This window comes from Perlucidibaca sp. (genome assembly GCF_057084925.1).
This window is the reverse complement of sequence record NZ_JBXMRC010000007.1, coordinates 34,648-47,087: the sequence shown is the minus strand read 5'-3', so window position 1 is coordinate 47,087 and position 12,440 is coordinate 34,648. Positions and strand designations below refer to the sequence as shown.

Genomic DNA, 12,440 nt, shown 5'->3' with positions numbered 1-12,440 from the left:
GCGTCATGTCTGAGCCCCGGATTATTCGTTTCATGCGGTTCCGCCGCGGCATGGCCATTTTTTCGGCTGCCGTGGTATTAGTGGGTTTTGTGTCATTGGTGACTAAGGGTCTGAATTTAGGTTTGGACTTCACCGGAGGCACGGCCGTTGAGTTGCATTTTGAGCAAGCGGTACAGCAACAGGAAATTAGCCGAGCACTGGCAGCGGCCAATGTGGACGATGCGGTCGTGCAATATCTGGGCGATGCAAACTCCGTGATTGTGCGTATGCCGCCGCAACCGGGCGATGCCACTAGTCTGGGTCAGAAGATTGCCAGTTTGGCGAGTACGCCTGAAAACCCTGCCGTGGTTCGTCAGGTCGATAGCGTGGGCTCGCAAGTGGGTGACGAGCTCTACGCTAACTCGCTGATGGCCGTTGGCTTATCTTTGGTCATGATGATGATCTATGTGGCGGTGCGCTTCCGCTTCAAGTTTGCCGTCGGCGCCGTGATTTCGCTCTTCCATGATGTGTTGTTCACCGTTGGGATGTTCTCGCTCTTAGGCTTGCCCTTTGATCTCACCGTGCTGGCGGCGGTATTGGCACTTATTGGCTACTCACTCAATGACACCATCGTGGTCTTCGACCGTATTCGCGAAAATTTCCGCAAATTACGCAAAGCCGATGCCATGGAAATTGTCGATATTTCGCTCACTGAAACCTTGCGTCGTACCATCATGACCGTTGCAACGGTGGCACTGGTGGTTTTTGCCCTGCTACTGGTGGGCGGGCCCGCCTTGCACTGGTTCTCGGTGGCGATGCTGATTGGCTTGTTTGCAGGCACCTACTCATCGATTTACATTGCGACCAGCTACGCTTTAGCCATGGGTCTATCGAAAGAAGACTTTATTGTTGAAGTCAGCAAAGAAGAGGATGACCGTCCATGATTCGCGTCCACCACCTCAATAATTCGCGTTCGCAGCGTATTCTCTGGCTGCTAGAGGAGTTGGGCTTGCCCTATGAGGTGGTGCGCTATCAGCGGGATGCCAAGACGATGTTGGCGCCGCCTGAGTTACGAGCGGTGCATCCCTTGGGTAAGTCGCCTGTTATTACTGATGACAACATTACCGTGGCGGAGTCGGGTGCGATTATTGAGTATCTCGTCGAGCGCTATGGCGAGGGTCGTTTGCAGCCCGCGTTAGGTACTCCTGAGCGCTTGCGCTATACCTATTGGCTGCATTTTGCCGAAGGCTCGGCCATGCCACCCTTGTTGCTTAAGCTGGTTTTTTCCTTCCTGCCTAAGTCGCCGGCCCTGCCAGCCCTGCTGCGCCCGTTGGTGCGTAAGGTCTCGGAAGGCGCTCAAAAAAGCTTTATTGATCCGCAAATTTTGCAGCAATTGAATTATTTTGAAGCGGAGTTAGGTCGTCACGAGTGGTTTGCCGGCGACAGCTTTTCAGCAGCGGACATTCAAATGAGTTTTCCGCTGGAGGCCGCTGCAGCACGTGGTGGTTTAGATAAAAAATGGCCCAAAGTATCGGGGTTTTTGCAGAAAATCCATGACCGGCCTGCCTATCAGCGTGCCTTGGAGCAGGGTGGTCCCTACCAGCTGATGAGTTGATGGGCACGCAAGTACTACAAAGCAGTCACAAAAGTGGCTTGTTGTTGTTGAAAATTTAGGCAATTCTTTGCGCATACTTCACTCAGTGAACGTGATGGCTATGAAAAAGAAGCTGGTACTGGCAATTTCTCTCTCGGCAGGTGGTGCTTACGGTGCCGAGCTTCAGCCGTGGCTGTCCTTAAAAAACCTCTTCGCTGTGTTGCCTGCAACATTGAAGCCCCTTAGCCCTGAAGAAAAGCGACTGCGCAGTGCTTTTGATGCCATTGAAGGGGGAATTAACGCCCCCAATGTCGGCTTGAGCTTGGTGAGTAGCGAGTCAAAATTGGATGGTGTGGCCTGCCAAGCAGATGGCTGCGAAAACGGAGATGCGGTCAGTCTCAGTCAGCAGCGCAATGGCTTGTCTTGGAACCTGCCCAGCGCAGGTGATTTTTCGTTCTCGCCACGAGCCGAAGTGGTTCGCTATCAGTGGTCTAGCCCAAGCCAAAATTTGGTCAACAGCAGTAATTTCGGCATGGGTGTAGGCATAGACAGCCTATACAAACTAAACGATAGCTATTCGGCGTATGCCAGTGCGGGCATGATGCAAATGACCAAGGGCAGTGCTTACGAAGGGCTGTTTGGAGTACGTCGACAGTTCAGCGATGCCAGTCTGTTTCTGGAAGCCCGTTGGGCTGACTTGAGTCAGCCCAAGCAGATTGAAAATGCCTATGACTTTAGTAATTTGCGTATAGGCATTTCACATCAGTTTAAAGGGCTTTAGCGCTTCAAGGCTTCGGGCAAATGCGGTGCTAGCGTCGTCAGCAAGCCTTTAAATACCTTAGCGTTACCCGCCACAATATTGCCGGACTCTAGGTAGCCGTGACCGCCAGTAAAGTCTGAAACCAGACCGCCCGCCTCACGGATGATGAGTTCGCCGGCAGCGATATCCCAGGGTGCTAAGCCAAACTCAAAGAAGCCATCCAAGCGACCCGCAGCAACATAGGCGAGGTCTAGCGCAGCTGAGCCTGCACGACGTAAACCTGCTGTCTGACCGGCCACGGCTTTGAACATATTTAAATAGCCATCCATCGCATGCATTTGGTCAGGACGGAATGGGAAGCCGGTACCGATGAGCGCGCCTTCTAAACCACGACGTTCCGACACACGAAGACGACGACCATTCATGGCAGCACCGCTGCCACGACTGGCGCTAAACGCTTCGCGGCGCATGGGGTCTAATACCACCGCGTGCTCGGTCACACCGTTTTGCTGAATAGCAATGGACACCGCATATTGCGGGAAGCCATGAATGAAATTGGTGGTGCCATCGAGCGGGTCAATGATCCAGAGCCATTCCTGTTCGCCACCCTTGCCGGCCTGAAAGCCCGATTCCTCCGCTTGAATGGCGTGCGTGGGATAGGTTTTGCGGACAAATTCAATAATGGCGCGTTCGGCGGCTTTATCGACTTGTGTTACGTAGTCGTTAAGGCCTTTGGCTTCGACATCGACGAGGTCGAGGCGATCGGCGGCCTTAGCGATAATGTCGGCGGCCAAGTTAGCGGCGCGCAGCGCCATGGTCAGCATGGGTTGCATGGAACAGACTCTGATAAAGAACGGTTGAGGCGCATAGTGTAACATGCGCGCCCTATGAACATCTCGACTCGCATCATCCTCGTCAACACCTCGTTGCCGGCTAACATCGGTGCCGCCGCACGCGCCATGAAAACGATGGGTCTTTACGACCTCGTTTTAGTGGCACCGAAACAATTTCCCCATGCCGACGCCAGCTCCCTGGCCTCAAGCGCATCAGATGTGCTCGCCAATGCGCGGGTCGTTGCGACGCTCGAGGAGGCCATTTCAGACTGTCAGCTGGTATTGGGCACCAGCGCGCGCAATCGCACCATCGGCTTGCCTCAGCTGGATGCGCGAAGCGCAGGCGCGACGGCTCAGCAGCATGAGCAAGCGGGTGCCAAGGTGGCAATCATTTTTGGCCGTGAAGACCGTGGCCTCACGAATGATGAACTCATGTTGTGCCACGCCCATGTGTTTATCCCAACCAATCCTGTCTATGGCGTTCTGAATGTCGCCGCCGCGGTGCAAGTATTGGCATACGAAGTCCGAATGGCCTGCTTGTTGGCTGAAGATAAGGGTGATGAGCTTACTGGGATGTACTCGCAGCGTCCCCAGCCTGTGCCCGATCCGCTGGAGCAGCAAGGCATGCCCATCACGCTAGTGCCATGGGATGAAGAGTTGGTCAAAGGCGAAGACATGACGCAGTTCTACGAGCACTGCGAGCGCACGCTAATTGCGGTGGGTTTTTTGGATCCGGAAAATCCCCGTCAGATCATGACGCGTCTGCGCCGACTGTTTGGGCGGACACGATTGGATCGCCCAGAGTACAATTTGTTGCGCGGTTTCTTTAAGCGCGTATTGGCCTTGAGCGGCGAAAAAGTTGGCCGTGGCGGCGTTATTCTTACCGCGAAGTCTTCGGGGAAAAACGATGTTTGAACGCATTCGAGAAGATATCGACTCTGTCTTTGCTCGTGACCCAGCTGCGCGGACACGCTTTGAAGTTTTTCTAAACTACCCTGGCTTACACGCTGCGATGGCGCATCGCTGGTCGCACGCGCTATGGCATGCGAATTGGAAGGGGCTGGCTCGTTTCATTTCGACCCTATCGCGATTTTGGACCGGAATTGAAATACATCCCGGCGCAAAGATTGGCCGTCGTTTTTTTATCGATCACGGCATGGGCGTGGTGATTGGTGAAACAGCTGAAATTGGCGATGACGTGACGCTATATCACGGCGTCACACTGGGCGGAACCTCATGGGATGGGGGTAAGCGCCATCCCACGCTGGAAAATGGGGTGGTCGTGGGCGCAGGTGCCAAGGTGCTGGGTCCGATTACCGTCTCGGCTGGTGCGCGTATTGGCTCGAATGCCGTCGTCGTGAAACCTGTCCCGGCTGGTGCCACCGTTGTGGGTACCCCGGGTCGCATCATTATTCGTGCCGAAGTGGATGCAGAAGAGCAGGCGCGCCGAGACTATGCGGCAAAAATTGGCTTTCAGGCCTACGCCGCTAACCCGGACTTACCCGATCCTGTGCTGGATGCCATGCGAGATATTTTGGACCATATGCAGGCCAATGAAGCGCGCATGGATATGTTTTGCAAAGCACTGAAAGAGGCCGGCATTAATGTCTGCGATCAAAAACCGGACGCCCTGCTGGCCACTACGTTGGCTACGGTAAAACCCGATTGAGTGGCAGGGGCATGCGGACTCTGGCGTCATGCTTGCCCCCTAAATTACTGATCGCGGCGTCTGGCAATCTGAGGCTGATCTCCCTACAATCCCGACCGTTCTACTGGGTCTAATACTTGACTGTTTTACTTGGTTTTAATACCCTAGTGAAATACTTGGTTAAGTAGTGGGGATGTGGCATGCGATTAACGACGAAAGGCCGCTACGCTGTGACAGCAATGCTGGACTTGGCGCTGCATGCGCAAAAAGGGCCAGTCAGCTTGGGCGATATTTCTGATCGCCAATCGATTTCGGTGTCGTACCTTGAGCAATTGTTCGCCAAGTTACGTAAGGGTGGCTTGGTCAGTAGTGTGCGTGGCCCTGGTGGCGGTTATCAACTCGCGCATCTGGCCGGCGAAATTTATGTGGCCGACATCATTGATGCGGTAGATGAGTCGGTGGATGCCACCCGCTGTGGCGGCCAGGGCGATTGCCAACAAGGCGTAACTTGTCTGACGCATGAACTATGGAGTGATCTGAGTGATCAGATCCATCATTTCCTAGCCAACATCAGCTTGCAAGAGTTGCTGACGCGGCGTCAGGTGCAGGCCGTGTCGATTCGCCAAAGCGAAGCACAAGCGCGCCGTCGTCTGGATATTGAAGCTGGTGCCAGTCTGGCAGTAGCTAACTGAATTGAGTGTTAGGGGTAATTCATGAAGCGTCCGATCTATCTCGACTATTCTGCGACCACACCGGTGGACCCGCGTGTGGCCGAAGCCATGATGGATTGCCTGCGGGTAGAGGGTAATTTTGGCAACCCTGCGTCGCGTTCGCATTTTTATGGCTGGCAAGCCGAAGAGGCGGTTGAGGATGCGCGTGGTCATGTCGCTGCGTTGGTGAATGCCGATCCGCGTGAAATCGTCTGGACCTCCGGTGCTACCGAGTCGAACAACCTTGCTATCAAGGGCGTGGCTGGCTTCTACAAGAGCAAGGGCAAGCACATTGTGACCTCGAAGATCGAGCACAAGGCCGTGCTCGATGCCTGCCGTCAGCTCGAGCGTGAAGGTTTTGAAGTGACGTATCTTGACCCGGAAGCGGGCACAGGCCTGATTCATCCGGCGGCGGTCGAAGCCGTGTTGCGTGATGACACGCTGCTGGTGTCGCTGATGCATGTGAACAACGAGATCGGCACCATCACCGACATCGCGGCCATCGGCGAGATCACGCGTGCGCGCGGTATCCTGTTCCATGTCGATGCGGCGCAGTCGACCGGCAAGATCGATATCGACCTCGACACAATGAAGGTCGATTTGATGAGCTTCTGCGCGCACAAAACCTACGGCCCGAAAGGTGTCGGCGCGCTCTACGTCCGCCGCAAGCCGCGCGTACGTCTGGAAGCACAGATTCACGGTGGTGGACACGAGCGCGGCATGCGTTCGGGCACCTTGGCCACACACCAGCTGGTCGGCATGGGTGAAGCCTTCCGTCTCGCGAAACTAGAAATGCATGACGAGCAGGTGCGTTTACGCGTACTGCGCGACAAGCTCTGGATGGGCCTGCAGGGGCTAGAGCAAGTATTTCTGAATGGCGATGCCGTTCAGCGCATTGCCGGCAACCTCAACGTCAGCTTTAACTTCGTTGAGGGCGAGTCGCTGATCATGGCGCTGAAAGATCTTGCCGTGTCGTCCGGCTCGGCTTGTACCTCGGCTTCGCTTGAGCCGTCCTATGTACTGCGTGCACTGGGCCTCAGCGATGAGCTCGCGCACAGTTCCATTCGCTTCACCCTCGGTCGCTTTACCACCGAGGACGATATCGATTTCGTGATTGGCCACGCCAGCCAAGCCGTCAACCGCCTGCGTGACCTGTCTCCTTTGTGGGATATGTACAAAGACGGCGTAGACATCAGTTCCGTGGAATGGGTCGCGCACTAAGCGCTCCCTCTGCAACCAGGAGAAATATCATGGCTTACAGCGATAAGGTCCTCGACCACTACGAAAATCCACGCAATGTCGGCAAGCTCGATAAGCTGGATGACTCCGTCGGCACCGGCATGGTGGGTGCACCAGCGTGTGGCGACGTGATGCAGCTGCAAATCAAAGTGAACGAAGCTGGCATTATCGAAGATGCCCGCTTCAAGACGTATGGTTGTGGTTCAGCCATTGCGTCCAGCTCGCTGGTGACCGAGTGGGTCAAGGGCAAGACACTGGACCAGGCTGCCACGATCAAGAATACCCAAATTGCGCAGGAGCTGGCCCTGCCGCCCGTGAAAATTCACTGCTCGGTACTCGCTGAAGATGCCATTAAGGCAGCGATTGCTGACTACCGTCAGAAGCACGGCGCCTAAGCGCAATATGTTTACTGGGGCCAATGCCGTAAGGCGCTGGCACAGCTGAGGAGACACGAGTGGGTATTACCCTGACAGAATCGGCCGCGCGCCACGTTCAAGCTTGCCTCGAGGGTCGGGGCAAAGGTGAGGGCATTCGTGTCGGCATCAAGACATCCGGCTGCTCAGGCTTAGCCTATGTGCTGGAGTTTGTTGATGCGGTAGAAGAGGCTGATCAAGTCTTTGATTCTTTTGGGGTAAAAGTCATTGTTGACCCGAAAAGCTTGGCCTATCTCGATGGCACCCAAATGGACTTCGTTAAAGAAGGCCTGAACGAAGGCTTCAAGTTCACCAACCCGAATCAGAAGGGCGAGTGCGGTTGCGGTGAGTCTTTCACCGTTTAAGCGGAGTGTGGGTGTGAACCTGAATACGGACTACTTCAGCCTCTTTGGTTTGCCCGTGGTATTTGAGCTAGATGCCAGTGCCTTGCAGCCTGTTTGGCGAGCCTTGCAGCAACAACATCACCCAGACCGTGCCCCTGCTGATGATCCCGCAGCACAGCGTCAGGCGCTGCAAATGACCTCGCACCTTAATGCCGCTTATGACACGTTGCGCGATCCCGTGCGCCGTGCCCGCTACCTGCTGGAATTAGTCGGGCAGGGTGGAGATGCGGAGCGCGTCAGTGTTATGGACACGGATTTCCTGATGGCTCAGATGGAGCTTCGCGAGTCGTTGGAAGAAGCCGCTGCCGCCCATGAGCTGGATGCCATTGAGGCAGAAGCCCAAGATTGGCTGGATGCGCTGCTGCGCGAGTTTCCTCTCGATTACGTGGCGCAGGATTGGCCTGAAGCCACAGACTGCCTGCGAAAAATGCAATTTATGACACGCTTACTGGCGGAAATCCGCGAGCAGCGTGAACGCCTCGAAGACGAACTGGACGATTTCTGATGGCCTTGCTGCAAATCGCCGAACCTGGCCAGAGTCAAGCGCCGCACCAACACAAACTGGCCATTGGGATAGACCTTGGCACCACGCATTCTCTCGTGGCTACGGTGCAAAGCGGCTTGCCGCGTGTATTGCCGGCAGAGGACGGCAGTTTCTTGTTGCCTTCGGTGGTTCGCTATCTGGCCGATGGCGCGGTGGTGGTGGGGGAGGCGGCACGCCAATCGGCAGCCAGCGATGCCCTGAATACCTTGGTTTCCGTGAAGCGTTTCATGGGCCGTGGCCTTGAAGCGGCCCATCAGCTCGGCGACCAGCTCCCCTACGAGTTGGTCATGCACGACAACGGCATGCCCTATTTCAACACCATCGCGGGCCTAAAAAGCCCCGTGGAAGCGTCGGCTGAAATTCTCAAGGTGCTCCGTGAGCGCGCCGAAGCGGCCCTCGGTGGCGACATCACCGGCGCCGTCATTACTGTGCCGGCCTACTTTGACGAAGCGCAGCGCCAAGCCACCAAGGATGCTGCCACGCTGGCTGGTCTAAAGGTGCTGCGTCTGCTCAACGAGCCCACGGCGGCGGCTGTCGCCTATGGGCTTGACCAGCAGCACGAAGGTATCCACGCCATTTATGACCTTGGCGGCGGCACCTTCGACATCTCGATTTTGCGTCTGCATCAAGGTGTGTTCGAAGTGCTCGCCACCGGAGGTGACTCGGCGCTAGGTGGCGATGATTTCGATCATGCCATCGCGAGCTGGATCATGGCTGGTGCCGGCATTGTCAATCCGGATGCCGAAGTGCAGCGCCGCCTCCTGCAGACGTCGCGGCGCGTGAAAGAAGCGCTTAGCACGCGTGAGTCCGTGCCCTTGTCGTTGGCGGCAGGTACCGGTGGCGCACCGGCTGATTGGCAGGCGACGCTGACTCGCGATCACTTCGAATCACTCATTGCTGTCCGCGTAGATGACACCTTAAAGGCTTGTCGCCGTGCCCTACGCGATGCGGGCCTGAAACCCGCTGATTTGAGCGAAGTAGTCTTGGTAGGTGGCTCTACGCGAGTACCGCTGGTGCGCCGTCGTGTCGCTGAGTTCTTCGGAAAGCCTGCACTGGATCATCTTGATCCGGATCAGGTTGTGGCCGTAGGGGCTGCGGTGCAGGCCAATATTCTCGCGGGCAATAAGCCCGACAGCGACCTGCTGCTGCTTGATGTTATCCCGCTATCGTTAGGTCTTGAAACCTACGGCGGCCTGGTCGAGAAGATTGTGCCGCGCAACACCACCATTCCAGTGGCACGTGCGCAGGAATTCACCACCTTTAAAGATGGCCAAACCGCGATGAGCCTGCATGTGTTGCAAGGCGAGCGTGAGATGGTCAGCGACTGTCGTTCGCTGGCTCGCTTTGAGCTTCAAGGCATCCCGCCGATGGTCGCCGGTGCGGCAAGGATTCGCGTGTTATTCCAGGTCGATGCGGACGGCTTGCTCAGCGTCAGTGCTGAAGAAACGACATCCGGCGTGCGTGCTGAAATTGTCGTCAAACCATCTTGGGGTTTGCAGGATGACGACATTCTGCGCCTGCTGCGCGAGTCGCAAGCCGCCGCCGTGCAAGATATGCAGGCACGTACACTGGCCGAGGCCCGTGCCGAAGCCGAGCGCCTCTGGATTGCTACTGAGGCTGCGTTGGCGCAGCAGGGTGAATTGCTTAATGCATCCGAGCTGGCTGAGTTACAGGCCGCCGTGCAGGGCCTGAAAGCCTTGGCCATTGCCGACGATGCCGCTGCCATCACCGCTGCTGCTGAAGCACTTAACCACGCCAGCGAAACTTTTGCTGCCCGGCGCATGGACGCCGGCATCCGTCAGGCCTTTACTGGCAAGACGCTGACTGATTTCGAGGAACACTGATATGCCCAACATCATTCTGCTGCCGCACCACGAGATCTGCCCCAACGGTGCTGTGATTGAGGCTGAAATCGGCGAGACCATTTGTGATGCCGCCCTGCGTCAGGGTTATGCCATTGAGCATGCGTGCGAAAAGTCCTGCGCCTGCACGACTTGTCATGTGGTGGTGCGCGAGGGGTTTGATTCGCTCAATGAGCTCGATGAGCTGGAAGAAGACATGCTCGACAAAGCCTGGGGGTTGGAGGCGGAGTCGCGGTTGTCGTGTCAGGCTGTCATGGGTGCAGAAGATCTTGTGATTGAGATTCCTCGCTATACGTTGAATCATGCTTCGGAGAAGCATTGATAGGTCGGCCGGCGCGACCTGTGTCACCCGTTAGCGCCGACAGCTCTCTCATACGTCCCCGAACTTCCGTATTCCGAGAGGGTTCTCTGCCCACCGCACTGGCGATATGTAGCTGACTGCAGGGTGGGACCTCACGCTGAGCGCCCGAGGCAGGATTGAGCTGTACAAACCGTCATGCGCCATGGATGGCGCATGGAGCCTCCATGGATGGATTCACGGCGTGTTTGAACAGCTCAGTCCTGCCTCGGAAGCGGGCCAGCTAAAGAACCCAAACCATCTCTAGCAGTTACCCACAGACGCCGGTATAATCCGCGCCCAAGTTCTGGCATGACATGTGCCCGACGCCTCTTTCTAAATTGTGACACTGGAGCCCACCATGGCCGTTGAACGCACACTTTCCATCATCAAGCCCGACGCCGTTGGCAAGAATGCCATTGGTGCGATCTTCAGCCGCTTTGAAGCGGCCGGTCTTAAGATCGTTGCCACCAAAATGAAGCACCTGTCCAAAGCAGAAGCTGAAGGCTTTTATGCTGAGCACGCGGGTCGTGGCTTCTTCAACGACCTGGTTGCTTTCATGACTTCCGGTCCTGTTGTGGTTAGCGCTTTGGAAGGCGAAAACGCCGTTCTGGCCCACCGTGACATTCTCGGCGCCACCAATCCGAAGGATGCAGCGCCAGGTACCATCCGTGCTGACTTCGCTGTTAGCATCGATGAGAACGCTGCTCATGGTTCGGACTCGACAACCTCCGCTGCTCGTGAAATCGCTTACTTCTTCAGCTCGCTGGAAGTTTGTGCACGTACCCGTTAAGGTTGCGTAGGGCTCTGCGCTGTAATGGCGCAGAGCGGCCGTGAAAGCGGCGAGTTGATGCAAAGGCCGCAATACCTGAGTACTGCGGCCTTTGTGCATGATAAAAGTGGTAAAAATGACATGACTGACGCTGCCCCTATCGACGTAACTGTTCCGCCCAAGGTCAATTTGATCGGGCTCAGTCGCGAGCAAATGGAGGCCTATTTCGCCACCTTGGGTGAGAAGAAATTCCGCGCCGGTCAGGTGATGAAATGGATTCATCAGCAAGGCATCACAGAGTTTTCTGAGATGACCAATCTGGCGAAGTCGCTACGCGTCAAGCTAGAGCAGTATGCGGAAGTGCGTCCGCCCAAAGTCACGCACAAGCATTTCTCAGCGGATGGCACGCGTAAGTGGATTATCGAAGTGGCACCCAATGCCATGGTCGAGACTGTGCTCATTCCCGACGGCGATCGTAAAACCCTCTGTGTGTCGTCTCAGGTTGGTTGTGCCTTGGATTGCAGTTTCTGCTCGACGGGCAAGCAGGGCTTTATGCGGGACCTGACGCCGGCAGAAATTATTGGCCAAGTTTGGATCGCCAATCGCTCCTACCTCGATGATGGCGAATTCAGTGGTCGTAATGCAGATGGCGAATTAACCCGGACGCGCGCGTTGACCAATGTGGTCATGATGGGCATGGGCGAGCCGCTGCTCAATCTCGATGCGGTTTTACCGGCCATGAGCTTGATGCTGGATGATTATGCTTACGGTTTGTCTAAACGTCGTGTCACGTTATCCACCTCGGGCGTTGTGCCCATGATGGACAAGTTCACGCAGGCCATCGATGTGTCGTTAGCGGTGTCATTGCATGCGCCCAATGACGAGCTGCGCAATGAGCTAGTTCCCATTAACAAAAAGTACCCGCTGAGTGAGCTCATGGCGGCGTGCAAGCGCTGGTTGGTGCACCATCAGGGCAGTGAAGTAGGGCGTCGTCGCGTGACCATGGAATACGTCATGCTGGCAGGTGTCAATGATCAGCCAGAGCATGCGGCTCAGTTGATTGAGCTGCTGCGTGATGTGCCCAGCAAGATTAATTTGATTCCGTTTAATCCTTTTCCGCATGCGCCCTATGACAGTACGCCGCGTGCACAGATTATTGAGTTTCAGAATCAGCTGATTCGTGCCGGTTACACCTGTACTATCCGTGCCACGCGGGGCGATGATATTGACGCCGCTTGTGGTCAGTTAGTTGGGCAAGTTAAAGACAGAACGCGTCGCGCTGAGCGCTGGCAGGCACAGACGCGCAATAATGAGATTATTCGCGTTTAACGCGTTGAATTTAGCA

General features: G+C 55.9%; 15 protein-coding genes. 14 read left to right on the top strand and 1 reads right to left on the bottom strand.

What is annotated here, in order from left to right; translation table 11 throughout:
• Positions 1–5 precede the first annotated feature (5 nt).
• The 3 genes from secF (at position 6) to AC14IB_RS01825 (ending at position 2,354) form a co-directional block, all read left to right on the top strand.
• The gene (gene secF, locus AC14IB_RS01835) at positions 6–923 is read left to right on the top strand and encodes a protein translocase subunit SecF (protein ID WP_484230293.1); all 918 of its coding nucleotides are present in this window, start codon (positions 6–8) and stop codon (positions 921–923) included.
• Positions 920–1,594 carry a glutathione S-transferase family protein gene (locus tag AC14IB_RS01830; protein ID WP_484230292.1) on the top strand — a complete coding sequence of 225 codons (675 nt, stop codon included), beginning with the start codon at positions 920–922 and terminating at the stop codon, positions 1,592–1,594. Before secF ends, AC14IB_RS01830 begins: the two co-directional genes overlap by 4 nt.
• A gap of 100 nt (positions 1,595–1,694) precedes the next feature.
• Positions 1,695–2,354 carry a hypothetical protein gene (locus AC14IB_RS01825; RefSeq protein ID WP_484230291.1) on the top strand — a complete coding sequence of 220 codons (660 nt, stop codon included), beginning with the start codon at positions 1,695–1,697 and terminating at the stop codon, positions 2,352–2,354.
• Here AC14IB_RS01825 and suhB read toward each other — a convergent pair.
• Positions 2,351–3,166 carry an inositol-1-monophosphatase gene (suhB, locus tag AC14IB_RS01820; protein ID WP_484230290.1) on the bottom strand — a complete coding sequence of 272 codons (816 nt, stop codon included), beginning with the start codon at positions 3,164–3,166 and terminating at the stop codon, positions 2,351–2,353. The two genes, AC14IB_RS01825 and suhB, sit on opposite strands and share 4 nt — an antisense overlap.
• 54 nt (positions 3,167–3,220) lie before the next feature.
• On the opposite strand from suhB, the gene AC14IB_RS01815 reads away from it, so the two are divergent.
• The 11 genes from AC14IB_RS01815 (at position 3,221) to rlmN (ending at position 12,424) form a co-directional block, all read left to right on the top strand.
• Positions 3,221–4,081 carry an RNA methyltransferase gene (locus AC14IB_RS01815; RefSeq protein ID WP_484230289.1) on the top strand — a complete coding sequence of 287 codons (861 nt, stop codon included), beginning with the start codon at positions 3,221–3,223 and terminating at the stop codon, positions 4,079–4,081.
• Positions 4,074–4,835: a serine O-acetyltransferase gene (cysE, locus tag AC14IB_RS01810; RefSeq protein WP_484230288.1), complete on the top strand. Its 762-nt coding sequence runs from the start codon at positions 4,074–4,076 to the stop codon at positions 4,833–4,835. The genes AC14IB_RS01815 and cysE overlap by 8 nt, the downstream gene beginning before the upstream one ends.
• Before the next feature lie 179 nt (positions 4,836–5,014).
• Positions 5,015–5,506, top strand: a complete 492-nt coding sequence (gene iscR / locus AC14IB_RS01805; protein WP_484230287.1) for a Fe-S cluster assembly transcriptional regulator IscR — start codon at positions 5,015–5,017, stop codon at positions 5,504–5,506.
• Positions 5,507–5,527: 21 nt separating this feature from the next.
• Complete coding sequence (locus AC14IB_RS01800) at positions 5,528–6,745, top strand: IscS subfamily cysteine desulfurase (protein WP_484230286.1); 1,218 nt, start codon at positions 5,528–5,530, stop codon at positions 6,743–6,745.
• A gap of 29 nt (positions 6,746–6,774) precedes the next feature.
• Positions 6,775–7,158, top strand: coding sequence for a Fe-S cluster assembly scaffold IscU (gene iscU, locus AC14IB_RS01795; protein ID WP_484230285.1), 384 nt, complete (start codon positions 6,775–6,777; stop codon positions 7,156–7,158).
• A 59-nt stretch (positions 7,159–7,217) separates the two neighbouring features.
• Positions 7,218–7,541 carry an iron-sulfur cluster assembly protein IscA gene (gene iscA / locus AC14IB_RS01790; protein ID WP_068858241.1) on the top strand — a complete coding sequence of 108 codons (324 nt, stop codon included), beginning with the start codon at positions 7,218–7,220 and terminating at the stop codon, positions 7,539–7,541.
• A 13-nt stretch (positions 7,542–7,554) separates the two neighbouring features.
• The gene (gene hscB, locus AC14IB_RS01785; protein WP_484230284.1) at positions 7,555–8,085 is read left to right on the top strand and encodes a Fe-S protein assembly co-chaperone HscB; all 531 of its coding nucleotides are present in this window, start codon (positions 7,555–7,557) and stop codon (positions 8,083–8,085) included.
• Positions 8,085–9,968 (top strand): Fe-S protein assembly chaperone HscA, encoded by a 1,884-nt coding sequence (hscA, locus tag AC14IB_RS01780; RefSeq protein WP_484230283.1) that lies wholly within the window; start codon positions 8,085–8,087, stop codon positions 9,966–9,968. Before hscB ends, hscA begins: the two co-directional genes overlap by 1 nt.
• Before the next feature lies 1 nt (position 9,969).
• Positions 9,970–10,308: an ISC system 2Fe-2S type ferredoxin gene (fdx, locus tag AC14IB_RS01775; RefSeq protein ID WP_484230282.1), complete on the top strand. Its 339-nt coding sequence runs from the start codon at positions 9,970–9,972 to the stop codon at positions 10,306–10,308.
• A 376-nt stretch (positions 10,309–10,684) separates the two neighbouring features.
• Entirely contained in the window at positions 10,685–11,116 is a 432-nt protein-coding gene (ndk, locus tag AC14IB_RS01770; RefSeq protein WP_068858244.1) for a nucleoside-diphosphate kinase, read from the top strand.
• 120 nt (positions 11,117–11,236) lie between these two features.
• A complete protein-coding gene (gene rlmN / locus AC14IB_RS01765; RefSeq protein WP_484230281.1) occupies positions 11,237–12,424 on the top strand; it encodes a dual-specificity RNA methyltransferase RlmN in 1,188 nt (395 codons plus the stop codon).
• The last annotated feature ends 16 nt before the right edge of the window (positions 12,425–12,440 follow it).